At 69.3% G+C, this 24,354-nt stretch carries 16 protein-coding genes, 1 tRNA gene, 1 pseudogene and 1 riboswitch; of the genes and pseudogenes, 10 read left to right on the forward strand and 8 right to left on the reverse strand.

What is annotated here, in order from left to right; genetic code table 11:
* Positions 1–258: 258 nt before the first annotated feature.
* From thrB to P0Y50_01785, 3 genes are all read right to left on the reverse strand, one after another.
* Positions 259–1,224 (reverse strand): homoserine kinase, encoded by a 966-nt coding sequence (thrB, locus tag P0Y50_01775; protein ID WEK40359.1) that lies wholly within the window; start codon positions 1,222–1,224, stop codon positions 259–261.
* 4 nt (positions 1,225–1,228) lie between these two features.
* Positions 1,229–2,977 carry a homoserine dehydrogenase gene (locus P0Y50_01780; GenBank protein ID WEK40360.1) on the reverse strand — a complete coding sequence of 583 codons (1,749 nt, stop codon included), beginning with the start codon at positions 2,975–2,977 and terminating at the stop codon, positions 1,229–1,231.
* 105 nt (positions 2,978–3,082) lie between these two features.
* A complete protein-coding gene (locus P0Y50_01785; GenBank protein WEK40361.1) occupies positions 3,083–3,259 on the reverse strand; it encodes a hypothetical protein in 177 nt (58 codons plus the stop codon).
* 188 nt (positions 3,260–3,447) lie between these two features.
* Positions 3,448–3,561, forward strand: a riboswitch (SAM riboswitch).
* Positions 3,562–3,641: 80 nt separating this feature from the next.
* Here P0Y50_01785 and P0Y50_01790 point away from each other — a divergent pair.
* The 5 genes and pseudogenes from P0Y50_01790 to galE all read left to right on the forward strand — a co-directional run bounded on the left by P0Y50_01790 (position 3,642) and on the right by galE (position 7,580).
* On the forward strand, positions 3,642–4,709 hold the full coding sequence (locus P0Y50_01790; protein WEK40362.1) for a homoserine O-succinyltransferase: 1,068 nt from the start codon (positions 3,642–3,644) through the stop codon (positions 4,707–4,709).
* Complete coding sequence (gene metB / locus P0Y50_01795) at positions 4,706–5,887, forward strand: cystathionine gamma-synthase (protein WEK40363.1); 1,182 nt, start codon at positions 4,706–4,708, stop codon at positions 5,885–5,887. The genes P0Y50_01790 and metB overlap by 4 nt, the downstream gene beginning before the upstream one ends.
* A gap of 52 nt (positions 5,888–5,939) precedes the next feature.
* Positions 5,940–6,014, forward strand: a tRNA-Glu gene (locus P0Y50_01800).
* A 230-nt stretch (positions 6,015–6,244) separates the two neighbouring features.
* Positions 6,245–6,511, forward strand: coding sequence for a hypothetical protein (locus P0Y50_01805; GenBank protein WEK40364.1), 267 nt, complete (start codon positions 6,245–6,247; stop codon positions 6,509–6,511).
* 79 nt (positions 6,512–6,590) lie between these two features.
* Positions 6,591–7,580 (forward strand): annotated as a pseudogene (gene galE, locus P0Y50_01810) (UDP-glucose 4-epimerase GalE).
* Positions 7,581–7,590: 10 nt separating this feature from the next.
* Here the strand turns inward: galE and P0Y50_01815 are convergent.
* From P0Y50_01815 to P0Y50_01830, 4 genes are all read right to left on the reverse strand, one after another.
* The gene (locus P0Y50_01815) at positions 7,591–8,535 is read right to left on the reverse strand and encodes a hypothetical protein (protein ID WEK40365.1); all 945 of its coding nucleotides are present in this window, start codon (positions 8,533–8,535) and stop codon (positions 7,591–7,593) included.
* Between the two features lie 4 nt (positions 8,536–8,539).
* Positions 8,540–9,700, reverse strand: a complete 1,161-nt coding sequence (gene carA, locus P0Y50_01820) for a glutamine-hydrolyzing carbamoyl-phosphate synthase small subunit (protein WEK40366.1) — start codon at positions 9,698–9,700, stop codon at positions 8,540–8,542.
* A gap of 93 nt (positions 9,701–9,793) precedes the next feature.
* The gene (bglX, locus tag P0Y50_01825; GenBank protein WEK40367.1) at positions 9,794–12,031 is read right to left on the reverse strand and encodes a beta-glucosidase BglX; all 2,238 of its coding nucleotides are present in this window, start codon (positions 12,029–12,031) and stop codon (positions 9,794–9,796) included.
* Between the two features lie 257 nt (positions 12,032–12,288).
* A complete protein-coding gene (locus P0Y50_01830) occupies positions 12,289–12,528 on the reverse strand; it encodes a hypothetical protein (GenBank protein ID WEK40368.1) in 240 nt (79 codons plus the stop codon).
* A 213-nt stretch (positions 12,529–12,741) separates the two neighbouring features.
* Here P0Y50_01830 and proB point away from each other — a divergent pair, with 213 nt between their 5' ends.
* From proB to P0Y50_01845, 3 genes are read left to right on the forward strand one after another with little or no spacing between them, the layout of a single operon-like run.
* A complete protein-coding gene (gene proB / locus P0Y50_01835) occupies positions 12,742–13,899 on the forward strand; it encodes a glutamate 5-kinase (protein WEK40369.1) in 1,158 nt (385 codons plus the stop codon).
* Positions 13,896–15,158 (forward strand): glutamate-5-semialdehyde dehydrogenase, encoded by a 1,263-nt coding sequence (locus tag P0Y50_01840; protein ID WEK40370.1) that lies wholly within the window; start codon positions 13,896–13,898, stop codon positions 15,156–15,158. The genes proB and P0Y50_01840 overlap by 4 nt, the downstream gene beginning before the upstream one ends.
* A gap of 36 nt (positions 15,159–15,194) precedes the next feature.
* The gene (locus tag P0Y50_01845) at positions 15,195–15,404 is read left to right on the forward strand and encodes a transcriptional regulator (protein WEK40371.1); all 210 of its coding nucleotides are present in this window, start codon (positions 15,195–15,197) and stop codon (positions 15,402–15,404) included.
* 177 nt (positions 15,405–15,581) lie between these two features.
* On the opposite strand, the gene P0Y50_01850 is transcribed toward P0Y50_01845, so the two are convergent.
* A complete protein-coding gene (locus P0Y50_01850) occupies positions 15,582–17,975 on the reverse strand; it encodes a membrane-bound PQQ-dependent dehydrogenase, glucose/quinate/shikimate family (GenBank protein WEK40372.1) in 2,394 nt (797 codons plus the stop codon).
* A 265-nt stretch (positions 17,976–18,240) separates the two neighbouring features.
* Here P0Y50_01850 and P0Y50_01855 point away from each other — a divergent pair, with 265 nt between their 5' ends.
* Positions 18,241–19,668, forward strand: coding sequence for an NAD(P)-dependent oxidoreductase (locus P0Y50_01855; GenBank protein WEK40373.1), 1,428 nt, complete (start codon positions 18,241–18,243; stop codon positions 19,666–19,668).
* A gap of 162 nt (positions 19,669–19,830) precedes the next feature.
* Complete coding sequence (gene gltB, locus P0Y50_01860; protein ID WEK40374.1) at positions 19,831–24,342, forward strand: glutamate synthase large subunit; 4,512 nt, start codon at positions 19,831–19,833, stop codon at positions 24,340–24,342.
* Positions 24,343–24,354: the final 12 nt, after the last annotated feature.

Below are 24,354 nucleotides of genomic sequence, written 5' to 3' on the forward strand. Positions count from 1 at the left end.
GCTCGGCCGCCCTCCCCGAACGGGGAGGGAGAAAGGCGTCGCATCGGTCCCAACTCCGCAATCCAGGCATCGCGATTTCAACGACTTGATCGCCGCCAGCGACATTCGGCCATACAGGCCCGAAACCGTGCGATACTGCGCCTCGGGTCTTTGACATCGCCGCCCGGCGCAATTGCACTTTGCACCTTTTTTCCGGGTGCAGTTCAATTTCCTGATTTCAGACGAAGCGCACCGATTGCACCGTCTTTTTCGCCCGTCTTACGCCGGCTCCACCGCCCGCCAGTGGTCCAGGCGGCGCAGGAAGACGGCCGGGTCCTTGGGGGTCACCAGATTGGCCGGATCGTGGAAGATGCGGTCGTGCAGGCGGGTCGCCGTGAACCGCAACGCCGCCGCCTCGCCGAGACGCGGCAGGGCCGCCCGCTCGACCGGGCTCAGGGGCCGCACCGCCTCGTAGCCGCGCTGGAAGGCGGCCAGGGCCTGCGGCTGCGCCCGGCCCTCGGCGTCGAACCCCCAGGCCGACAGGGCGATGGCCAGGTCATAGGCGAAGGCGCCGTCGCAGCCGAAATAGAAGTCGATGACGGCCGAAACCGCCCCGTCCTCGAACAGCACATTGTCGGGGAAATAGTCGGCGTGGATCGCCCCGCCCGGCAAATCGTCCGTAAACGGATCACCCAGCCGCGCCAGCCCCGCCTCCACCTGTTTCAACAGCGCCCGATCCGTGTCGGAAGCGCGCGCCACGCCCTCGGCGCACCGATCCGCCAACCGCCGCCACACCGCCGGCCCGACCGGATTGGCGCGGCGCAGCGGGAAGTCGGCCGCCCCCAGATGCAGTTGCGCCAGAACCGCCCCCGCCGCCGCCTGATCCGCCTCGCCGGGCGTCCTCAGCCAGGCGCCGGTCTTCCATTCGATCACCGCCGCCGCCCGGCCGTTCAACTGTCCCAGCCACTGACCCGCCCGATCCTCGATGGGCATGGGGCAGGAAAAGCCGCGCCCGGCCAGATGCGCCGTCAGCCCCAGGCAGAACGGCAGGGAGGCCGCATCGGTCCGCCCCTCGAACAGGGTCAGGACGAACCGCCGGGCCACGCCGTCCCGCACCGTGTCCAGCCGATAGTTGGTGTTCTCCACCCCCTCGGCGATGGCGGTCAGCGACACCGGCCGACCGATGTCGTAGCCGACTAGAAACGCCCTGGCCTGGGCCAGGCTGACGGGGGTGAAGACGGCCATGACCCTAGTTCAGTCCCGCATCGGCGCGACGTGCGCGCACGATCTCGGCCAGGTCCGCCATGATGCTCTCGGTCGTGGCCCAGCGACCAGCGCCGCGTCCCCGGCAACGCCACACCCGCCCGTCCGCGCCGTACACCTTCAGCGCATTGCCCTCGCCGCGCAGGTCCGAGAACAACGGATCGCCGTGGTCCGCCGTCAGCCTGACCGAGGGCGTGACCACCCCGTCCTTCAGATGGGCGGCGCCGATCTGGCGCACCCCGCCGTCGGCCGATGTCGCCTCGGTCAGGGCGTCGCGCGACACCTCCGCGTCCGGCGAACGGCCGAACGCCTCGTGGCACAACAGCCGCACCTTGGCCGCCGCATCCAGTCCTTCCAAGTCCGACGACGGGTCTTCCTCGGCGAAGCCCGCCGCCCGGGCGTCGGCCAGGGCCTCGGCGAAGGCCGCGCCGTCGCCCAGCCGCTCCAGCATGAAGTTGACCGTGCCGTTCAGCACCGCCTCGAAGCCGACGACCTCGCCCGCCGCGCGGGCGGCGCGCACCGTCTCGACCATCGGCGATCCGCCGCCGACCGAGGCCGACCAGAAGACGCGGCGTCCGTGCCGCCGCGCCAGGTCCTGCAGGCCGCCGGGATCGCGGCTGACCGCCTGTTTGTTGGCGCTGGCCACATCGCAGCCCGCCTCCAGCGCCGCGCGGATCACCGCATGACCGGCCTCGCCCTCGGACAGGGCCTCCAGCACGATGTCAGGTTTGCGCGACAGCAGATCCTCGGCGCTGGCCGTGAACAGCGAGGCCGGACAGGCCACGTCGCGCGCCTTCTTCGGATCGCGCACCAGCACGCCCACGACATCATAGCGCGGATCGACCAGCAGCCGGCCCAGCACCCCGCCGCCGACCACGCCGCAGCCGGCCACCGCCACCTTCAGCGGCGGCAGGGCCGGGGCCGGGCCGGGGGGCGCCGACTTCTCGCCGATGACCGTGCCGTCCGCCCGGTCCAGGGCCGCCACCTCGATCTCGACCCCCCGGCTTTCGCCCAGGTCGATGGCGTCGTGCTGCACCAGGGCGCCGCCCAGCTTGCGCGCCACGTCCCAGGAGGCGCGGCGATAGCGCAGGGCCGGGGCCGTCTTGTCGTTGGGATCGTGGTCGTAGAGGCCGTCCACATCCTTGACCAGCCGCACCTTCTTCAGCCCCAGCTCGGCCGCCAGGAACACCGCCGTCAGGTCCGATCCGCCGCGTCCCAGCAGGGCCACCTTGCCGTCCGGCCGCACGGCGCCGAAGCCGGGGACCACCACCACCTCGTGCCGGTCCAGCGCCTGTTTCAGGTGGTCGGGACGCAGGCCGCACGGGCGCGAATGCTCCGGCTCGCCCTCCGCCACGATGCCCAGTTCGCGCACCGACAGGGCGCAGGCGTCCAGGCCGATCCGGTCGCAGGCGATGGCGACCAGGGCCGCCGACTTCTCCTCGCCCAGGGCCACATAGCCGGGCAGCAGGTCGTTGGAATGGGCCAGGCCCAGCGCCCGCGCCTCGCTGAGCAGCCGGTCCGTCGCGCCGCCGAAGGCCGAGACCACCGCCACCACCTTGCGACCCGCCCGCACATGGCCATAGACGGCCGAGGCGACCAGCGGCGCCTCCGCCGGGCTGCGCAGGATGGACGAACCGAACTTCAGCACCACCACCTCGGCGGCGGGTTCGGGCGCCCGCCGGTGATCGGGATCGAGCGGTTCGGGTTTCTCTACGACGGCGAGGGAGGCGGACATCGGGGGTTTCTCGGATTTCTGGATGGGGAGCGTGGGGTGAAAAGAAAAACCCCGCCTGGCGGACCGGGCGGGGTTCGGGTTCTGCGTTCGCCTGCGTTCGGCGTGCTAAACTCGTCCCGCCCGTCTGGGCATGGTGGTGGCGCCGGTCGTGCCGCCGGTAATGGTTCCGCCGATAATGGCGCCGCCGAGGGTCGCGCCGCCGAGGGTCGAGCCCATGCCGAAGCCCGTCGCGGCGGGGCCGGCGACGGTGGAAACTTCGGCGATGAACGAGCGCTGCGGCACGGGACGGATCCGGTTGAAATCTTGGCCTAGGGTGATTGGCGCACCCCCGGTCTGTCAAGCAGGCTTGGATGATTTTTTCGCGACAGGACCGTTTTCCCCCCATTTCGAACCCGATGCGCTCACGCAACACCGCGATAAAGGTGGAATTTTCCGCTTGACCGGCGCCGCCCGTTTGATCAACGTAAAGTCACTCATCAAGACCGGCTGAGGGATTAGGCCCTTTGACGCCGGGGCAACCATCGGGTTCCGCCCGAAACGGTGCCAACTCCTGCGGGGTTCTTCGGGACCGCGAGAGATGAGTGGAGCATCGGCGAGGCGAGGCTCCACGATCTGTCACCGCATCGAGACCTTGCTGAGGCGAGAACGATGCGGACGACGATTGATGACCCTGGCTGAAACATCCCTGCTTGAAGAGCCCGACTGTCGGCGTCAGCCGATTGCGGCGCCCGTCGCCGCGCCGGTCCGCGAACGCGGCGGCGCCCGGGACATCATCGTCCCCATCCCCGCCGACTTCCGCCTGACGTCGGGCGAAAAGCTGAACCAGCCCAATATCGTAGGCCGCCTTCACGGCCGGATCGGCGCGCCCGTCGTCGTCGTCGCCGGCGGCATTTCGGCCGGGCGGTTCGTTCACCGCACCGAGACCAACGGCCTGGGCTGGTGGTCGGGCGCCGTGTCGGTGCGCGGCCCCATCGACCTGTCGCGCTATCAGGTCCTGGCCGTCGATTTCGCGCCCAATTCCGAAAGATGGGGCGCCGAGTTCTCGGACACCCCCGTCACCATCACCACCCACGACCAGGCGCGCCTGTTGGCCCTGGTGCTGAACCATCTGAAGGTCGAGCGGGTCGCCGCCTTCGTCGGCTGCTCCTACGGCGGCATGATCGGCCTGGCCTTCGCCGAGCTTTATCCCCATTGGGCCGATCAGTTGATCGTCGTCTCGGCCGCCCACCGCGCCCATCCGCAGGCCACCGCCTGGCGCGGCATCCAGCGCCGCATCCTGCAGTTCGCCGTCGCCGCCGGCCGCCCGGAGGAGGGCGTGGCCCTGGCCCGCGAACTGGCCATGACCACCTATCGCACGGCCGAGGAATTCCACGACCGCTTTGACACCACCGCGCCCGCGGCCGTCGGCGGCGCCTATCCCGTCTGCGACTATCTGACGGCGCGGGGCCAGGCGTACCGCACCCACACCACCCCGGCCCGCTGGCTGTCGATGTCCGATTCCCTGGACCGCCACAGCGTGACGCCCGAGGCCATAACCACCCCCGTCACCCTGATCGGTTTCACCTCCGACCGGCTGGTGCCGATCGACGACATCCGCGAACTGGCCGCGCGGCTGCCGACCCTGTGGCGCTTCGTCGAGGCGCCCTCCCTCTATGGCCACGACGCCTTTCTGAAGGAGGACGCCTTCGTCGGCGACATCCTCCGCACCGCCTTCAAGGACATCAAAGCATGACTTCCCGTCCCGCCAATCCGCACACCATCGCCGCCCGCACGGGCGTGGATTCGGACACGGCCCACGGCGCGGTCATGCCGCCGCTCTATCTGTCGTCGAACTATTCCTTCGCCGGTTTCGAGCAGAAGCGGAAATACGACTACAGCCGCTCGGGCAATCCGACGCGCGACGTCCTGGCCGAGACCCTGGCCGAGTTGGAAGGCGGCGCGGGCTGCGTCATCACCGCCACCGGCATGGCCGCCGTCGACCTGCCCCTGACCCTGCTTCAGCCGGGCGATCTGCTGATCGCGCCGCACGACTGCTACGGCGGCACCTGTCGCCTGTTGAACGCCCGCGCCGGGAAGGGTCATTTCAAGCTGCTGCTGGTCGATCAGGGCGATCCCGTCGCCCTGGAGGCGGCCCTGGCTCTCAAGCCCAAATTGGTCCTGGTCGAGACCCCGTCCAACCCCCTGCTGCGTCTGGTCGACATCGCCGATATCTGCACCCGCGCCCATGCGGCGGGCGCCAAGGTCGTCTGCGACAACACCTTCCTGTCGCCCGCCCTTCAGAACCCGATCAAGCTGGGCGCCGACTTCGTGGTTCATTCGACCACCAAGTTCATCAACGGCCATTCCGACGTGGTCGGCGGCGCGGTCGTCTCGGCCGACGCCGAGGATCACCAGACCTTGGCCTGGTGGGCCAACTGCACCGGCGTCACCGGCTCGCCCTTCGACGCCTATCTGACGCTGCGGGGCGTGCGCACCCTGTTCGCCCGCATCGAGCGCCAGCAGGCCACGGCCGGCCTGATCGCCGAGCGGCTGGCCGCCCACCCGGCGGTCAAGGTCGTCCACTATCCCGGCCTGAAATCCCACCCCAGCCACGCCCTGGTCGCTGTCCAGCAGGCAGGCCCCGGCGCCATGCTCAGCTTCGAGCTGAACGGCGGCACGGACGCCGTGCGCGAACTGGTCGAGACCCTGGAGATCTTCACCCTGGCCGAATCCCTGGGCGGGGTCGAAAGCCTGATCGCCCACCCGGCCACCATGACCCACGCCGCCATGACGCCGGAACAGCGCGTCACGGCCGGCATCGGCGACGGCCTGGTGCGCCTGTCGGTCGGGCTGGAGCATGTCGAGGACCTGATCGCCGACCTGTTCCCGGCGCTAGACGCGCTCGTACCGGCGACCGCCGAGGCCGCGTAAGTTTTCGCTTGCAGAGGGGGCCGAACCGGGGCACATGCGCCGCCCCGGCCGCGGTCCCTTCGTCTATCGGTTAGGACGTCAGGTTTTCAACCTGAAAAGAGGGGTTCGACTCCCCTAGGGACTGCCACCGGCGCCGCCTTGCGGCCTCCCCCAATCCGAATCGTCGATCCTCGGCGTCGAGCCGAAGCTCCGCCTTCGGATTAACCTTCTGGTAACGCCTATGACCAGATCGCGGCGATAAGCCTTTAGATTCACGGACTTTTTTCGGACGCACTCAGGAACTATCCACAGCAACTGTGGTTAATTCACCATGAATGCGGCGCAGAAGCGCCCTCCCCCTCCTGCACCGAGACATCCATGTTCATCGCCATCGCCCACCCGGCGGTGGAGCCCAAAGGCCCCGACGCCGTCGCCGTCCCCGGCTCTCCCGCCATCGCCGAACTGTCGCCCCGCGCCTTTCATGCGCGCCTGCTCGAAAACGCCGCCCTGCGCCGGATGCGCGGACTGGAGCGCCGCCGCCAGCGTCGCCTGGACGACGCCGACTACTGGCTGCACGCCGCCCCCATCGCCGTGAAGAAGGCCATGGCCCTGCGCGAAGACCGCAGTTTCGCCCCCCTGCCCTGACGGACGAAACAACTACTACCAATAGATATCGCATCTATTTTAAGTTGCTTTGCCGACCTTTGACGTCCGACAAGGGCCCATGAGCGACGTCGCGACAGGGCTGACATCTGGAAAGGCGATCCTGGTCACGGGAGGCGCAGGCTATATCGGCGCCCATGTCTGCGAGGCCCTGGCCGCCGCGGGCTATCGTCCCGTCACGCTGGACAACCTGTCGACAGGCCGACGCCGCTTCGTGCGCTGGGGCCCGCTGGTCGAGGGCGATGTCTGGGACGCGGACCATGTGCGCCACACCCTGGTCGCCCACGACATCCGCGCCGTCATGCATTTCGCCGGCTCGTCCGTGGTCCCTGAGTCGGTGCGGGCGCCGCTGGACTATTACCGCAACAATATCGGCGGACTGTTCGGCCTGTTGGGCGGGATGCGGGCGGCGGGGGTGGACCGGCTGGTCTTTTCCAGTTCCTGCGCGGTCTATGGCGACCCCGGCGACGCGCCGATCACCGAGGCGACGCCTCTGTCGCCCGTCACCCCCTATGGCCGCTCCAAACTGGGGTGCGAGCGGATCCTGTCGGACGCCAGCGCCGCCCACGAACTGAAGGTGGTGGCCCTGCGCTATTTCAACGCTGGCGGGGCCTCGGCCTCGGGGCGGATCGGCGAGGACCGGCCGGTCGAGACCCATCTGATCCCGCGCGCCATAATGGCCGCCATGGGCCGGATCAAAGACTTCGCCATCCACGGCGCCGACTATCCGACGGCCGACGGCACGGCGGTGCGCGACTATGTCCATGTGTCCGACCTTGCCCAGGGACATCTGTCCGCCCTCAGCCAGTTGCTGGCCGACCGACGCGGTTTCGCCGCCTATAATCTGGGGGCCGGACACGGCCATTCGGTGCGCCAAGTGCTGGCGGCGATCATGGATCACAGCGGCGCGGACCTGCCCCGGATTTCCGGCGACCGTCGTGCGGGCGATCCGGTCCATCTGGTTTCGGACATCGCCCTGGCCCGGCGCGAATTGGGCTTCCAGCCCCGCCGGTCCGACCTGAAATCCATCGTCGCCAGCGCCTGGGCCTGGCATAGCCGCCTCAGCGCAGTTCGGGCATCCGGCGGCGCAGCGACGCCTTCAGCTTTTCCAGCTTCTGGCCTGCGGATTTCGGCCGCACCCGCTTGCGATGCTCCAGCCCGGCGCCCCAGCGCGCATGGACCGGCGCGTCCAGATGCGGATGGCGGTCGTGCTGATGGACGATGGGGCTGATCCCGCCGTCCGGATTGACCACCCGGCCGTCCTCGAACCTCAGCCGCTCGCCGGGCGTCAGGCCCAGCGTCGCCACCCGGCCGTAGTTGCCCTGCACCGTCGCCCCGATCAGTCCCTGATGGATGGCCAGGTTGAAGGCCGCCTGATCGGCGCCGAACGCCCCGCCGATCTCCGAACGCGGCGCGGACGCCAGCGCCAGGATCAGCCGCGACAGCCGCGACACCTCCGCGCGCGGCCCCACCAGCGTGCCGACGCACAGGCAGGCCCTGTCGGCCATCCGGTCCGCCTGGGCCTGACCGAACAGGGCGCGCAGATATTTCATGTTGAAGGCATGGTCCGCCAGCGGCCCGTCCGCCTCCACGAAGGCCTCCAGCCCCAGGGGCGCGGGCGCGAACGGCGGGGCCTGGAAGATCACGTCGCGCACGTCGCAGGCCAGGGCCGCCCCCGGCCGCTCGCCCAGCAACCCGGCGAAGGCGACGAACCGCTGCATCACCGGATGGGGCGCCCAGCCGCGCCAGACCGGCGCATCCACGGCCATCACCTGATGGTCGGCCAGAAAGGCGCGCAGGTCCGCGTCCGGGTCCACGACCAGGGCGACCGAACCGTCGAACACGGCCCGCAGCGAGGTCACGAAGGGGGCGATGTCGGCGGCGTCGTAGCCGGTGGCGTAGCCGACCACCGCATCGCCGTCGGGCAAGGGTTCGAACGCTTGCGCCGCCGCCAGCGCCTGGGCCAGCCAGTCCAGATAGTCCGACCGCGCCGCCCCCTGTTTCATGGCCTCAGCGGTCGCCCATCAGTTCGGCGAACCGGTCGAACAGATACAGGCTGTCGGTCGGTCCGGGCGAGGCCTCGGGGTGGTGCTGGACGCTGAAGATCGGCTTGTCCTTGACCGCGATGCCGCAGTTGGTGCCGTCGAACAGGCTGACGTGGGTTTCGGTCACGGCGTCCGGCAGGCTGTCGCGGTCGACGGTGAAGCCGTGGTTCATCGAGACGATCTCGACCTTGCCGGTGGTCAAATCCTTGACCGGATGGTTGGCGCCGTGGTGGCCCTGATCCATCTTCACGGTCCTGGCGCCCAGGGCCAGGGCCAGCATCTGGTGGCCCAGGCAGATGCCCATCAGGGGCTTGCCGCTGGCGACCAGCTTCTGGATCTCGGGCACGGCGTATTCGCCGGTCGCGGCCGGATCGCCCGGACCGTTTGACAGGACCACGCCGTCGGGATTGCGGGCCAGAACCTCTTCCGCCGTCGTCGTCGCGGGGACCACGGTGATCCGGGCGCCGGTCGAGGCCAGGGCGCGCAGGATGTTGCGCTTCACCCCATAGTCGATGACCACGACGTCCTTGCGGCCTTCGGTCTTCGGATGACCCTCGGGCCATTCCCACAGCCCCTCGTTCCATTCGAACGCCTGCAGCGTCGAGGCGGGCTTGGCCAGGTCCAGACCGACCAGGCCGGTCCAGGCCTTGGCCTGGGCGACCAGGGCGTCCAGATCGAAATTGCCCTCGGGATCGTGGGCGATGACCGCATGGGGCGCGCCCTTGTCGCGGATGATCTTGGTCAGGGCGCGGGTGTCCACGCCCGCCAGACCGACCACGCCGCGCCGCTTCATCCAGTCGTCGAACGAGGCGTCCGAGCGATAGTTGGCCGGATCGGTCGGGACGTCGCGGAAAATGGCGCCCCGCGCGGAAGTATCGGAGCCGCCGCCCATCTGTTCGATGTCTTCGACGTTCGTGCCGACATTGCCGACGTGCGGGAAGGTGAAGGCCAGGATCTGGCTCATGTAGGACGGGTCGGTCAGGATTTCCTGATAGCCCGTCATGGCGGTGTTGAAGACCACCTCGCCCAGGGCCGAGCCGACGGCGCCGACGCCGATCCCCTGCAGAACAGTGCCATCGGCCAGTGCGAGGACGCCGGTCGCGCCCGGAAGAATCTTGGTCGTCATGGGCGCGCTCCTAAAACCGAATCCCGCCCGAACCGGGGCGGGACGCAAACGGCGGGGTCGTTAGGCCCTGCCGCCCGCCCCGTCAACCACGGCTCAACGCCCATCGCTGATGGACGCCGGCCCGACCAGCTGGAAGGTCGCCGTCACCCCGCCCTGGGCGTGGGGCGCCAGCCAGAGATCGAACAGGCCCGGCTCGATCCGATAGGTTTCGTCCGCCCCGATGAAGCCCAGCTGGCGGGCGTTCAGGGTGAAGCCGACCTTGCGGCTCTCGCCGGGGCGCAAGGCCACCCGCTTGAAGTCCTTCAGCAGCCGCCCCGGCTGGGTCAGGCTGGCCACCCGGTCGTGGATATACAGCTGAACCAGCTCCTCGGCCGCGTGCCGGCCCGTATTGGTCACCGTGACCGCGACGTCCAGCGTCCCGGCCCATTGCAGCTGATCCGTCTCCATCTCGATCGGCCCGTAGCTGATCGCCCCATAGGTCAGGCCATGGCCGAACGGATACAGCGCCGTATTGGTCGTTTCGCGATAGCGGGACTTGTATTCCTCGGTCGCCAGATCGGGATTGGCCGGGCGGCCGGTCGTCTTGCGGTCGTAGGAATAGGGCTGCTGGCCCGACTTGTGCGGAAAGCTGACGGGCAAGCGGGCGGACGGGCCGTGATCGCCGAAGATCACGTCGGCGACCGCGTGGCCCATCTGTTCGCCCAGGAACCAGGTCACGACGATGGACTGGGCGTTCCTGACATTGCCCTCCAGCGCCAGACCCCGGCCGTTGCGCAACAGGACGACCATGGGCTTGCCCAGGGCCGCCATGGCGTCGACCAGCGCCATCTGCGGGGCCGGCACCACGATCTCGGTGCGCGACTGCGCCTCGCCCGACATATTGGTCGCCTCGCCGATGGCCAGGACGATGACCTCCGCGTCGCGGGCGGCGGCGATGGCCTGCTCGATCCCGCCGTCCAGCCGCGTCTCCACGCCCGAACCACGCGCGATGGTCAGGTTCTGCGGGTCGCGCATGGCCGCGCGGAACCCGGTCTCCAGCGAGACCCGACGCTCGGGCGCGCCCCAGATGGTCCACGGTCCCCAGACATTGTCCACGTCGTCGGCGAACGGGCCGATCAGGGCGATCTTGCGCTCCTTGTCCAGCGGCAGCAGGTCGCCGTCGTTCTTCAGCAGCACCACCGACTTGCGGCCCGCCTCGCGCGACAGTTCGATATGGTCGCGCGACCCGACCACGGCCTTTTCGCGCGCCGGATCGGTGCCGCGATAGGGGTCGTCGAACAGGCCCAGCGCCGCCTTGGTGGTCAGGACGCGGCGCACCGCCTCGTCCAGCCGCGCCATCGACACCTCGCCCGAGGCCACCAGGCCGGGCAGATGCTGCATATACAGGCCCGACACCATCGACACGTCCACCCCGGCGTTGAAGGCCAGGCGCGCGGCGTCGCGGCCGTCCTCGGCGAAGCCGTGGGCCACCAGCTCCTGCTCGGAGGTGTAGTCCGAGACCACGAAGCCCTCGAAGCCCCATTCGCCCCGTAGGATGTCGGTGAGCAGCTTGCGGCTGCCGGACGCCGGAACCCCGTTCACATCGTTGAAGGCGCTCATGATCGACAGGGCGCCGGCGTCCACCGACGCCTTGAACGGCGGCAGGAACACCCCGCGCAGCGTCTGCTCGCTCATGTCGGTAGTGTTGTATTCGACCCCGCCCACGGCGGCGGAATAGGCGGCCATGTGTTTGGCGGTGGCCAGGACCGCGTCACGGTCGTCCAGCCCCTTTTCGCCCTGGAAGCCGCGAACGCGCGCGGCGGCCAGCAGATTGTTCAGCAGCACGTCCTCGCCCGCGCCCTCGACATTGCGGCCCCAGCGCTGGTCGCGCGCCACGTCCACCATGGGGGCATAGGTCTGGTGCACGGCCGAGGCCGCCGTCTCCACCGCCGCCGCGCGTGCGGTGCGATAGGCCAGTTCGGTGTCGAACGCCGCCGCCTCGGCCAGGGGCACCGGGAAGATGGTCGACAGGCCGTGGATCACGTCGGCGGCGAACAGCAGCGGAATCTTCAGCCGCGATTCCTCCATCGCGACGCGCTGGATGCGACGGCCCGCCTCGGCGCCGATGCCGTTGAACAGCGACCCGACCTTGCCCTCGCGGATCAGGGCGGTGACGCGCGCGGGGTCGCCGGTTCCGTCCAGCGGATTGACGGCCGTCGGCATCCAGCGGAACGGATCGGCCAGCAGGTTCAACTGCCCGGCTTTTTCCTCGACCGTCATGGCCGCGATCAGATCCTCGATCCTCTGGCGGTGACGGGCGATGGTGCGGGACGCTTGGGCGGAAACAGGCATGGGGAACACTCCGGCGCCCATCAGGGCCAAAAGCCCCAGGCCAGACAAGAAATTTCTACGGGAAGCCGCAGGCTTGAGAGGTCGCGTCAAAAGCGGCGCTCCTTCAGGGGACGAGATCGAGCAGCGAAGCCCAGACGCCTAGCCTCTGGCGACCGGCCGCTTCAACCCCCGTCCGCCATGTAAATGATGTAACGCCCCCTGGCCCGATCAAGGTCGGTTTCAGAGCCGTGAACGACATGGCCGCCATTACTCCGTGGTCATTCCGGGGTTGAGCGCAGCGAAGAACCCGGAACCCAGGGGGACGGGCGCCATGCCAAATGCGTCGCGAATCGGATGACATCCTCCTGGCTTCCGGGTTCGGCCTGCGACCGCCCCGGAATGACGACGGCGGACGCGCCCCCTGCCCGCCCCGCGCCGCCCGCCAGCAACACGTCCACGCCGGGGATGATCAGCGAGAAGAAGGAGGCGGCCAGCATGACCCCGGCGGCGAAGCCCAACAGGGCGCTCTGGGTCTGCCCCCCGGCTTGCGGAAGAACAGCAGCGGGACCGCCCCCACCGCCGTCATCATGCCCGCCGCCAGACTGCCCAGCGTTCCGGCCATGATCGGAGCCCAACCGCCGGAGGCCGGGAAAAGGGATTCCATCATCCGCCTGCATTGTGGGGCGACGCGGCAAGAGACAAGCGCGAAAGCGCGCGTTAGAGACACCGTCATGTCGTCCGCCGCCGCCCAGCCCCTAAGTCTCGACGCCGCCTCCGCCCTGGAGGGCGCGCGACGCATCGTGGTCAAGATCGGCTCGTCCCTGCTGATCGACGCCGAGACGCGGCGGCCGACGCGCGACTGGCTGACGGCCATGGCCGCCGACCTGGCTGCGCTGAGGGCCAGGGGGTGCGAGGTGATCGTGGTGTCTTCCGGCTCCATCGCCCTGGGCCGGGGTCGCCTGCCGGATCTGGGCGCGCGGCTGGAGGACAAGCAGGCGGCGGCCTCGGTCGGGCAGTCGCTGCTGATGGCCGCCTGGTCCGCCGCGCTGGAGCCGCACGGCCTGATCGCGGGTCAGGTTCTGCTGACCCGCGACGACACCGAACGTCGTAGGCGGTGGCTGAACGCCCGCGCCACCGTCCAGGCGCTTCTGGCCCACGGGGTCGTCCCCATCGTCAATGAGAACGACACGGTCGCCACCGAGGAAATCCGCTACGGCGACAACGACCGGCTGGCGGCGCGCACGGCCCAGCTGGCGCGGGCCGATCTGCTGGTCCTGCTGTCGGACGTGGACGGCCTCTACACCGCCGACCCGCGCCGTGATCCGGGCGCCGCCCACCTGCCCCTGATCGAGAGCCTGACCCCCGACATCATCGCGATGGGCGGGGGCGCCAACGCCGATGCGGGCGTGGGTACGGGCGGCATGGCCACCAAGCTGGCGGCGGCCCAGATCGCGCGCTCGGCCGGTTGCGCCACCCTGATCGCCTCGGGCCAGATGCTTGCACCGTTGTCCGCCATCCGCGACGGCGCCCGCGCCACCCTGATCGCCGCGCCCGACGGCCCGATGGCCGCCTACAAACAATGGATCGCCGGCAGTCTGTCGCCGGCCGGAACCCTGACGCTGGACACCGGCGCCGTCACGGCGCTGAAGGCGGGCAAGAGCCTGCTGCCCGCCGGGGTCGTGGCTGTCTCAGGCGCGTTCGAAAAGGGCGACTGCGTGCGCCTGATCGACGCCGATGGGCGGCCCGTCGGCGTGGGCCTGGCCGCCTATGCGGCGGACGAGGCCGCCCGTATCCGGGGCCGCCGCTCCGACGAGATCGAGGCCGTCCTGGGCTATCGCGGCGCCTCTGTTCTGATCCACCGCGACGACATGGTGCTGGACGACCGATGACCGAGCTTTCGACCTCGATGCTGGAGATGGGCCGCCGCGCCCGCGCCGCCGCCACGGCCCTGCGCGAAGCCCCGGCCGCCGCCCGCACCCGCGCGCTGAACGCCCTGTCCGAAAAGCTCGCGGCGGCCGAGACCGACATCCTGGCCGCCAACGCCCGCGACGTGGAGGCCGCCCGCGCGGGCGGCATGAGCGAGGCCCTGATCGACCGGCTGTCGCTGAGCCCCGCCCGCGTCGCCGGCATGGTCCAGGCCGTGGCGACCATCGCCGCCGTGCCCGATCCGCTGGGGATCGAGACCGAGCGCTGGACCCCCGCCAACGGCCTGGACATCGCCCGCGTCCGCACCCCTATCGGCGTCTTGGGCGTGATCTACGAGAGCCGTCCCAACGTCACCGCCGACGCCGCCGCCCTGTGCATCCGCTCGGGCAATGCGGCCATCCTGCGCTGCGGCTCGGACTGTCTGCAGTCGTCCCTGGCCATCGCGGCCCTGATCGCCGAAGCCCTGGCCGACGCGGGCCTGCCCGCCGATGCGGTGCAACTGGTCGACACGCCCGACCGCCAGGCCGTCGGCCTGATGCTGACCGGGCTGGACGGCGCCATCGACGTCATCGTGCCGCGTGGCGGCAAGAGCCTGGTCGCCCGCGTCCAGGCCGAGGCGCGGACAGCCGTCCTCAGCCATCTGGAGGGGCTGAACCACACCTATCTGCACCGATCCGCCGATCTGGAGACCGCCCGCGCCATCGTGCTGAACGCCAAGATGCGCCGCGTCTCGGTCTGCGGCGCCACCGAGACCCTGCTGGTGGACCGGGCGGCGGCCGAACGCCTGCTGCCCGCCGTCGCCGCCGATCTAATCGCCGCCGGCTGCGAACTGCGCGGCGACGCCGAGGCGCAACAGCTTGTCCCCGGCATGGTCGCGGCCGACGAGGCCGACTGGCTGACCGAATATCTGGCGCCCATCCTGGCCGTCCGCGTCGTGGCCGATATGGACGCCGCCGTCGACCACATCGCCCGCTACGGCTCGGGCCACACCGAGGCCATCGTCGCCACCGACCCGGCCGCCGCCGAGGATTTCGCCGCCCGGATCGACAGCGCCATCGTGCTGATCAACGCCTCGACCCAGTTCGCCGACGGCGGCGAGTTCGGCTTCGGCGGCGAAATCGGCATCTCCACCAACCGCCTCCACGCGCGCGGCCCGGTGGGCGCCGAACAGCTGACCACCTACAAATACGTCGTGCGCGGCCAGGGGCAGATCAGGCCCTGACTTGAACGCGACAGCAGTTTACCGCACCCTCGCAACATGATCACAAGCCGAGTGACATCAGAGGGCGAGATCACCATCCCGCTGGAGATAGGGGAAGCCTCGACCCTGCGTGTCGGCGACGAGATTCGACACGATATGCAGGGCGACAAGAGCGTGCCGACCAAGGCGATGCGAGTGTCGGAGCCTTTTGCCGTTTTCGAAGAATGGCAAAGCGAAGCGGATCACATCGCCTACGTCGAACTCTGACATTCGCCTTTCCCTCCCCGCTCGGGGAGGGTGGCTGAGCCGAAGGCGAGGTCGGGTGGGGGCGGCCCGGCCAGGCATTTCTAAAACGAGAAAAGGCGGCTCGTTTCCGAGCCGCCCCCACCCGGTCGCTGGCGCGACCACCCTCCCCCGCAGGGGAGGGAGATTCAGCGCGTGAACTCAACCGCGTTGCGGCAGAGCATAAGCGATGACGTAGTCGCCCTCCGGCGTCTCCATGAAGTGATGACCCGCCGCGACGATCACCAGATACTGGCGGCCGTTCTGCTCATAGATCATCGGGTTGGCCTGGCCGCCCGCGGGCAGGACGTCGGACCAGACGGTCTTGCCGGTCTCGATGTCGATGGCGCGGATCAGGTCGTCGGTCGCCGCGGCGATGAAGATCAGCCCGCCCGCCGTGACCACCGAGCCGCCGTTGTTCGGCGTGCCGATCTCCAGCGGCAGCATCGAGGGAATGCCGAACGGCCCGTTCTTGCGCGCCGTGCCGAACGGACGGTCCCACAGGGTCTTGCCGCTCTGCACGTCGATGGCGCGGATGCCGCCATAGGGAGGCTCCTTGCACAGCAGGCCGGTGAAGGGCATCCGCCAGCCGGCGTTCACGTCGATCGCATAGGGCACGCCCATCTGCGGGTCGCCCGCGCCCTCGGCCTTGGACAGGCTGCCGCCCCGGTTGGCCAGTTCCTTCTCGCGGGCGATGTAGCGGGGGTCGTCGCGCGGGAACCAGCCCAGCTTGTCGGCCTCGGCGCGGGGCACCAGCCGGTTGTAGTTGGGCATGTCGTTATAGTTGGCGATGATCACGCCACGACGCGGGTCCAGCGCCACGCTGCCCCAGTCCGAACCGCCATTGTAGCCCGGATATTCGATGAAGCGGCGATCGGCCGTCGGGGCGGTGAACTGACCCTGATAAGATGCCTTCTTGAACTGGATGCGGCAGATCATCTGGTCGATCGGCGACATCCCCCACATGTCGGCTTCGCGCAGATCGGGCTTGGCCAGGGTGTTGAACAGCGAATAGGGCTGGGTGCGGGCGCGCTGGGCCGGCTCGACCCCGCCGCCGGGGACGGCGCGATCCTGAACCCCGTGCAGGGGCTGACCCGTGCGGCGATCCAGCACGAAAATCTCGCCGCGCTTGGACGGCAGGATCACCGCCGGCGTCACCCCGCCCGCCGTCGGCATGTCGACCAGCGTCACCTGCGACCCCAGGTCATAGTCCCAGACGTCGCGGCGCACCGTCTGATAGCGCCAGCGGGGCTTGCCGGTCGTGACGTCCAGCGCGACCAGGGCGCTGGAATACTGGTCCTCCTGCGGTCGGCGCAGCGACGAATAATAGTCGGCGGCCGAGTTGCCCATCGGCAGATAGACAAGGCCCAGGGCCTCGTCGCCCGTCGCCGTCGTCCACATGTTGGGCGTGCCGGGGGTGTAGGTCTCGCCCGCTGGCGGCGTGGTGGTGGTTTCGGGACGCATCATGTCCCAGGCGAAGCGCATCTGACCCGTCACGGCGTCATAGCCCTGGATCACGCCCGACGCATTCCAGCGCTTCTGGCCGTCCAGAACCTGGTGGCCGGTGACGATGATCCCGCGCACGATGACGGGGGGAGAGGTGATCGACACCATGCCGGGATAGGGGTTGCCCATCCCTTCCTTGATGCTGACCGACCCATTGGTCCCGAAGGCGGGGCAAGGCACGCCCGTCCGGGCGTCCACGGCGATGATGCGGCCGTCCAGCGTGCCTTCGATCAGGCGGGTCGCGCAGGGCTGGGCCTGATCGGCGTTGGGCACGGCGTAGTAGGTCACCCCCCGGCACGCGGCCGTATAGGGGATCTGATCGTCCGGCACCTTGGGATCATAGGTCCATTTCTGCTTGCCGGTGTTGGCGTCCAGGGCGAACATCTTGTTGCGCGCCGAACACAGATAGATGGTGTCGGCGATCTTCAGCGGCGTGGTTTCGGCCCCGAACCGCTGACCCGGCAGGTCGCCGGTGCGGAAGGTCCAGGCGCGTTCCAGCTGGCCCACATTGTCCTTGTTGATCTGGTTCAGCGGCGAAAAGCGCTGGGCGGCCTCCGATCCGCCATAGGCGGGCCAGTCCGCCCCGGCCTTGATCAGGGCGGGATCGCCGAAGGGACCACGCGCGCCAGGCACGGGACTGTCGACGCCGGACCTGTTGATCTGGCCGACCACCAGACCGAACACCACCGTCAGCACCGCCAGACCCAGGGCGCCGACGCCGGCCTTTCGGCCGCCGCCCCGACCGGGGCGCAGCACGGGCAGGGTCGCCAGGACCAGGAACATCAGCACCAGCGGCCCGACCAGGCGCGGGATCATGGCCCAGCCGTTCAGACCCTTCTCCCACAACGCCCAGACCAGGGTGAGAAGGAAGGTGGCGCCATAGATCCAGGCCCCGCGCACGTCGCGATAGACAAGGAAAAAGCCTGACGCGATCAGCGCCAGGCCCGCCAGAAGATAGTACCAGGAGCCGCCCAGTGCGGCGAGCTGGACCCCGCCCACGGTCAGAACCAGGCCGATCACGGCCAGAAGCAGGCCGAGAAGCAGCGTCAACCACCCTCCCAGTCCAACGGGGGTTGTCCATCGTGGCATGATCGCGCCTCTCCTGCTGATTGCAGGTTCGGCAACGCTTGGCGCGACGGCCGGTTCCTTATGTCGCAGGGCGGAACCAAACACTGTTGCACTGCAACCCCTCAAAATCGGCATCTTCTGACGAAGAAACGTCCGATATTGGATTATTTATTCTTTCTTTCTCGTTGAGAACGGCTCGCGGCAATAATATTTGCCCATCAGGCTTCCTTTGCGGCATATGCGAGACATGCATAAGACCCTGAAGCAAGGCGGGACATTCGTCGTCGAACCCCGCCGCCTGTCCAAGGCCTCGGCCGAACTGCGCGCGCGCGGTTTCGGAGAGATCACGATTCCGCCTTCGACCGAGACGGCCGAGAAACAGGCGTCGCGCTGCACCGACTGCGGCGTGCCGTTCTGCCAGAACGCCTGCCCGCTTCAGAACAACATCCCCGACTGGCTGCGTCTGTCGGCCGAGAACGAGGCGCGCGAGGCCTGGCGTCTGTCGTCCCAGACTTCGACCATGCCCGAAATCTGTGGCCGCATCTGCCCGCAGGACCGGCTGTGCGAGGGCGGCTGCACCCTGAACCAGTCCGGCTGGGACGCCGTGACCATCGGCTCGGTCGAGGCCTGGCTGGGCGATCAGGCATGGGAGAAGGGCTGGGTCGAACCCATCCGCCCCGCCGCCGAACGCGGCGAGACCGTGGGGATCGTCGGCGCGGGTCCGGCCGGCCTGGCCGCCGCCGACCGCCTGCGCTCAGAAGGCTATCAGGTCACGGTCTATGACCGGCACGACCGCGCGGGCGGACTGCTGATCTACGGCATCCCCGGCTTCAAGCTGGAGAAGCACGTCGTCCAGCGCCGCGTGGATCGTCTGGCCGAGGGCGGCGTCCGCTTCGTGCTGGACTGCGAGATCGGCAAGGACGTGACCCTGACCGAGTTGCGGGATCGCCACGACGTCGTGCTTCTGGCCATGGGCGTCTATCAGCCGCGCATCCTGTCGGCGCCCGGTCGCGGGCCGGATTCGACGGTCGAGGCCCTGTCCTATCTGACGCATCAGAACCGCCGCGACCTGGGCGACGCCGAACAGGACGGCTGGCACGAGGCGCGCGGCAAGCGGGTGGTCGTGATCGGCGGCGGCGACACCGCCATGGACTGCGTCCGCACCGCCATCCGTCAGGGCGCGGCCAGCGTCACCTGCCTTTATCGCCGCGACCGCGAGAACATGCCCGGCTCGGCCCGCGAGGTCATCAACGCCGAGGAGGAAGGCGTCGTCTTCGAATGGCTGGGCGCGCCCAAGGCCCTGCTGTCGCAAGGCGATGCCGTCACCGGCGTCCGCGCCGCGCGGATGCAGCTGACCGAGGCCGCCCCCGGCCAGCGTCGCGACATCGTGCCCGTTCCCGGCGCCGACTTCGACATTCCCGCCGACATCGTCATCGAGGCCCTGGGCTTTTCGCCCGAGCCGTTCGCGGCGCACGAACCCGATCTTCGCCTGCGCGACGACGGCACGATCAAGGTCGGCGCCGTCAGCTTCGCCACCAGCCTGCCCGGCGTCTTCGCCGCTGGCGACGCGGTGCGCGGCGCCTCCCTGGTCGTCTGGGCCGTCCGCGAAGGCCAGGACGCCGCCGCCGAGATCGACCGCCACTTCAAGACCCGCATCGAGGAGGTCGCGGCATGACCTTCCTCAAACTTCCGCTCATCCCCGCGAAGGCGGGGACCCAGTTCTTTGGGCGCTCCGACGGAGCAGACGGATCAACGATTTTTATCCCTGACGCCGGCGCCTCGCGACAGCACTGGCTCCCCGCCTTCGCGGGGATGAGCGGATGGGTTGGGTAAGCTTATGACCTGGTTAGACACCTACACCAAAACCCGCGACCGGCTGGAAGCCGCCAACGCCTATGATCGCAGCTCAGAGCGCGACGCCTGCGGCGTGGGCCTGGTCTGCTCCATCGACGGCACGCCGCGCCGCGACGTGGTCGACTATGCGATCCGCAGCCTGAAGGCCGTGGCCCACCGGGGCGCGGTCGATCCCGACGGCCTGTCGGGCGACGGCGCGGGCATCATGGCCGAACTGCCGCAGGGCTTCTTCGCCGAGCAGGTGGCCTCCATCGGCCAGTCCCTGCGTCCCGGCCCGATCTGCGTCGGCCAGGTCTTCCTGCCGCGCACCGATCTGGGCGCCCAGGACCGCGCCCGCGCCATCGTCGAGACCGAGGCCCTGCGCGCCGGCTTCTGGATCTATGGCTGGCGCCAGACACCCATCGACCTGTCGGTCGTCGGAACCAAGGCCGGCGCGACCCGGCCCGAGATCGAACAGATCATGCTGGCCCCGCCGCTGGACGACGCAGGCCAACCGCTGGACGGCGAGGCGCTGGAGCGCGAACTGTATCTGTGCCGCCGCCGCATCGAAAAGACGGTCAAGACCGAGAACCTGGCCGCCGTCTATATCTGCACCCTGTCCGCCCGCTCCATCGCCTACAAGGGCATGGTGCGCGCCGAACTGCTGGGCGACCTGTATCCCGACCTGGAGGACCCGCGCTTCGTCTCGGCCTACGCCGTCTTCCACCAGCGCTATTCGACCAACACCTTCCCCGAATGGAAGCTGGCCCAGCCCTTCCGCATGTTGGCCCACAACGGCGAGATCAACACGCTGAAGGGCAATCTGAACTGGATGAAGTCGCACGAGATCCGCATGGCCGCTCAGGCCTTCGGGGATCGCGACCGCGAGGTGAAGCCGGTGGTCCAGCCGGGTGGATCGGACTCTGCCGCGCTCGACAACGTCATGGAGGTGCTGGTCCACGCCGGTCGCCCCGCGCCGATGGCCAAGGCCCTGCTGATCCCCGAAGCCTGGGCCAAGGACGATGTGGTCATGCCCGCCGAGAACCGGGCCTTCTACGCCTATTGCAATGCGGTGATGGAGCCGTGGGACGGCCCGGCCGCCATCTGCGCCGCCGACGGCCGCTGGATCGTGGCGGGCAAGGACCGCAACGGCCTGCGTCCCCTGCGCGCCGTCGAGACCGTCGACGGTCTGCTGATGGCCGGGTCCGAGGCCGGTCTGGTGCCGATTCCCGAGAGCCGGGTGAAGCGCCGCCTGCACATCGGCCCCGGCAAGCTGATCGCCGTCGATCTGAAGCATGGCCGCGTCTATGACGAGCATGAGGCCATCGACGCCCTGTCCGCCGCCCACCCCTATACCGAGTGGCTGGACAATATGATCGATCTGGAGCCGATCATCGGCCCCGGCCCGGAACCGCGCTCGGTTTCCGGCGAAGCCCTGACCCGCCGTCAGATCGCCGCCGGATACAGCCGCGAGGATCTGGACCTGCTGCTGGACGCCCTGGTGCGCGACGGCAAGGAGGCGGTCGGCTCCATGGGCGACGACGCCCCGCCCGCCGTCCTGTCGGCCCTGCCGCGTCCGCTGAGCCACTATTTCCGCCAGAACTTCTCGCAGGTGACGAACCCGCCCATCGACCCCCTGCGCGAAGCGGGGGCCATGAGCCTGAAGACCCGGTTCAAGAACCTGGGCAATATCCTGGCCGAGGAAGAGGCCCAGACCGACGTCTTCGTTCTGGACAGCCCCGTCCTGACCAACGGCATGTACGAGCGGATGGTCGAGACGGTCGGCGCCGGTTCGACCGGGGTGATCGACTGCAGCTATGACGCGCCGTCAGACCAGGCCCGCCCCGGCGCGGGCCTGCGCGCCGCGCTCGACCGGATCATGGACGAGGCCGAGGCCGCCGCCCGCGACGGCGCCGCCCTGATCGTCCTGACCGACCAGCACGGGTCGGCGGATCGTCTGGCCGCGCCGATGATCCTGGCCACCGCCGGGGTTCACGGCCGCCTGACCAGTGCGGGTCTGCGCTCCTACTGCTCCATCGTGGTTCGCACGGCCGAGACGCTGGACCCGCACGGATTCGCCGTCCTGGTCGGGGTGGGCGCCACCACCGTCAACGCCTGGCTGGCCCAGGACCTGTTCCAGGAGCGTCTGGACCGGGGCCTGTATCCCGGCCTGACGCTGCGCGACGCCTGCCTGAACTACAAGGCCGGCATCGAGGCGGGCCTGCTGAAGACCCTGGCCCGCAAGGGGATCAGCGTCATCTCCGCCTATCGCGGCGGCTGCGAGTTCGAGGTGCTGGGTCTGTCGCGGGCGCTTACGGCCGAGTTCTTCCCCGGCGCCCCGTCGCGCATCTCCGGCATCGGTTTAGCCGGTCTGGAGCAGGCGGCGATGAAGCGGCACAAGGTGGCCTGGGGCGAGGCCGTCCCCTCGCCCGCCATCGGCGGCTTCTTCAAGATTCGCGCGGGCGGCGAGGCCCACGCGCATGAGGCCAAGACCATCCACCTGCTGCAGGACGCCTGCAACCGCGGCGACTACCGCCGGTTCAAGCAGTTCTCGGAGGTCGTCCGCGCCCAGGCCGACCTTTCCTTACGCGACCTGCTGGACTTCCGCGAAGGCGTGGCGATCCCGCTGGACCAGGTCGAGAGCGTGTCGGACATCCGCCGCCGCTTCCTGACCCAGGCCATGTCGCTGGGCGCCCTGGGGCCAGAGGCGCACGAGACGCTGAACATCGCCATGAACCGCATCGGCGCGCGTTCGGTCTCGGGCGAGGGCGGCGAGGATCCCGAACGCTATCACCCCCGCCCGAACGGCGACGACGCCAATTCGGCGGTCAAACAGGTGGCGTCCGGCCGGTTCGGCGTCACCGCCGAATATCTGAACCAGTGCCGCGAGATCGAGATCAAGGTGGCCCAGGGCGCCAAGCCCGGCGAGGGCGGCCAGCTGCCCGGCTTCAAGGTCACCGAGTTCATCGCCCGGATGCGCCACGCCGTGCCCGGCGCCACCCTGATCAGTCCGCCGCCGCACCACGACATCTATTCGATCGAGGACCTGGCCCAGCTCATCTACGACCTGAAGGCCATCAACCCCGATGCGCGGGTGACGGTGAAACTGGTGTCCGCCTCGGGCATCGGCGCCATTGCGTCCGGGGTGGCCAAGGCCAATGCCGACGCCATCCTGATCGCCGGCCACAACGGCGGCACCGGCGCCTCGCCCCAGACCTCGATCAAACACGCGGGCCTGCCGTGGGAGATCGGTCTGGCCGAGGCCCATCAGGTGCTGACGCTGAACAATCTGCGCAGCTCGGTCACGCTGAGGACCGACGGCGGGGTCCGCACGGGCCGCGACGTGGTCATCGCCGCCATGCTGGGGGCCGAGGAATATGGGGTCGGCACCGCCGCCCTGATCGCCATGGGCTGTCTGATGGTGCGCCAGTGCCATTCCAACACCTGCCCCGTCGGCGTCTGCTCCCAGGACGAGCGCCTGCGCGAGAAGTTCACCGGCACCCCGGACAAGGTCGTCAACCTGTTCACCTTCATCGCCGAGGAGACGCGCGAAATCCTGGCCTCCATCGGCGCCCGGACGATGGACGAGATCATCGGCCGCACCGACCTGTTGCGTCAGGTGCGTCGCGGCGGCTCGCATCTGGACGACCTGGACCTGAACCCCCTGCTGGTTCAGGTGGACGAGGGCGCGGCGGGCAAATGGGCCGACAAGACGGCCCGCAAGCCCATCGCCGAGAGCCTGGACGCGCGCGTGCTGAAGGACGCCGTCCGCTTCCTGGACCGGGGCCAGACGCTGGAGCTGTCCTATCCGCTGAACAACACCCAGCGCACGGTCGGCGCCGCCCTGTCGTCCGCCATCGTGCGACGCTTCGGGGCGCAGGGGCCTGCCGGGCGGCTGAAGCTGCATCTGGAAGGCATCGCGGGCCAGAGCTTCGGCGCATTCGCCGCCAAGGGTCTGGAACTGCACCTGACGGGCGAGGCCAACGACTATGTCGGCAAGGGTCTGTCGGGCGCCGAGATTTCGGTCCGCACTCCCGAATGGCGCGAGGATCAGCTGATCTGCGGCAACACCACGCTGTACGGCGCCACCTCCGGCCGCCTGTTCGTGGCCGGTGCGGCGGGCGAGCGGTTCGCGGTCAGGAACTCGGGCGCCGAGGCCGTGGTCGAGGGTCTGGGCGCGCACGGCTGCGAATATATGACCGGCGGCCGCGTGGTGGTTCTGGGTCCGGTCGGTTGGAACCTGGCGGCGGGCATGAGCGGCGGCGAGCTGTTCGTGCTGGACCAGCCCGGTCATGCCGAACGGGCGCTGAACGGCGACCTGGCAGGCGTCGCCGATCTGGACGATGCGGCGGCCGACCGTCTGAAGGGCCTGATCGAGGCCCATCTGGCGGCGACCGCCTCGCCCCTGGCGCGGCGCCTGCTGAACGACTGGGACGCCAGCCTGCAACGCTTCGTCCGCATCGCGCCCCTGACCGAAATCGTCGCCCGGACGGAACGGCTCAAGACCTCCGCCTGACCTGGTTTTCCT

This window comes from Candidatus Brevundimonas colombiensis (genome assembly GCA_029202665.1).
GTDB classification, from domain to species: Bacteria; Pseudomonadota; Alphaproteobacteria; order Caulobacterales; family Caulobacteraceae; genus Brevundimonas; species Brevundimonas colombiensis.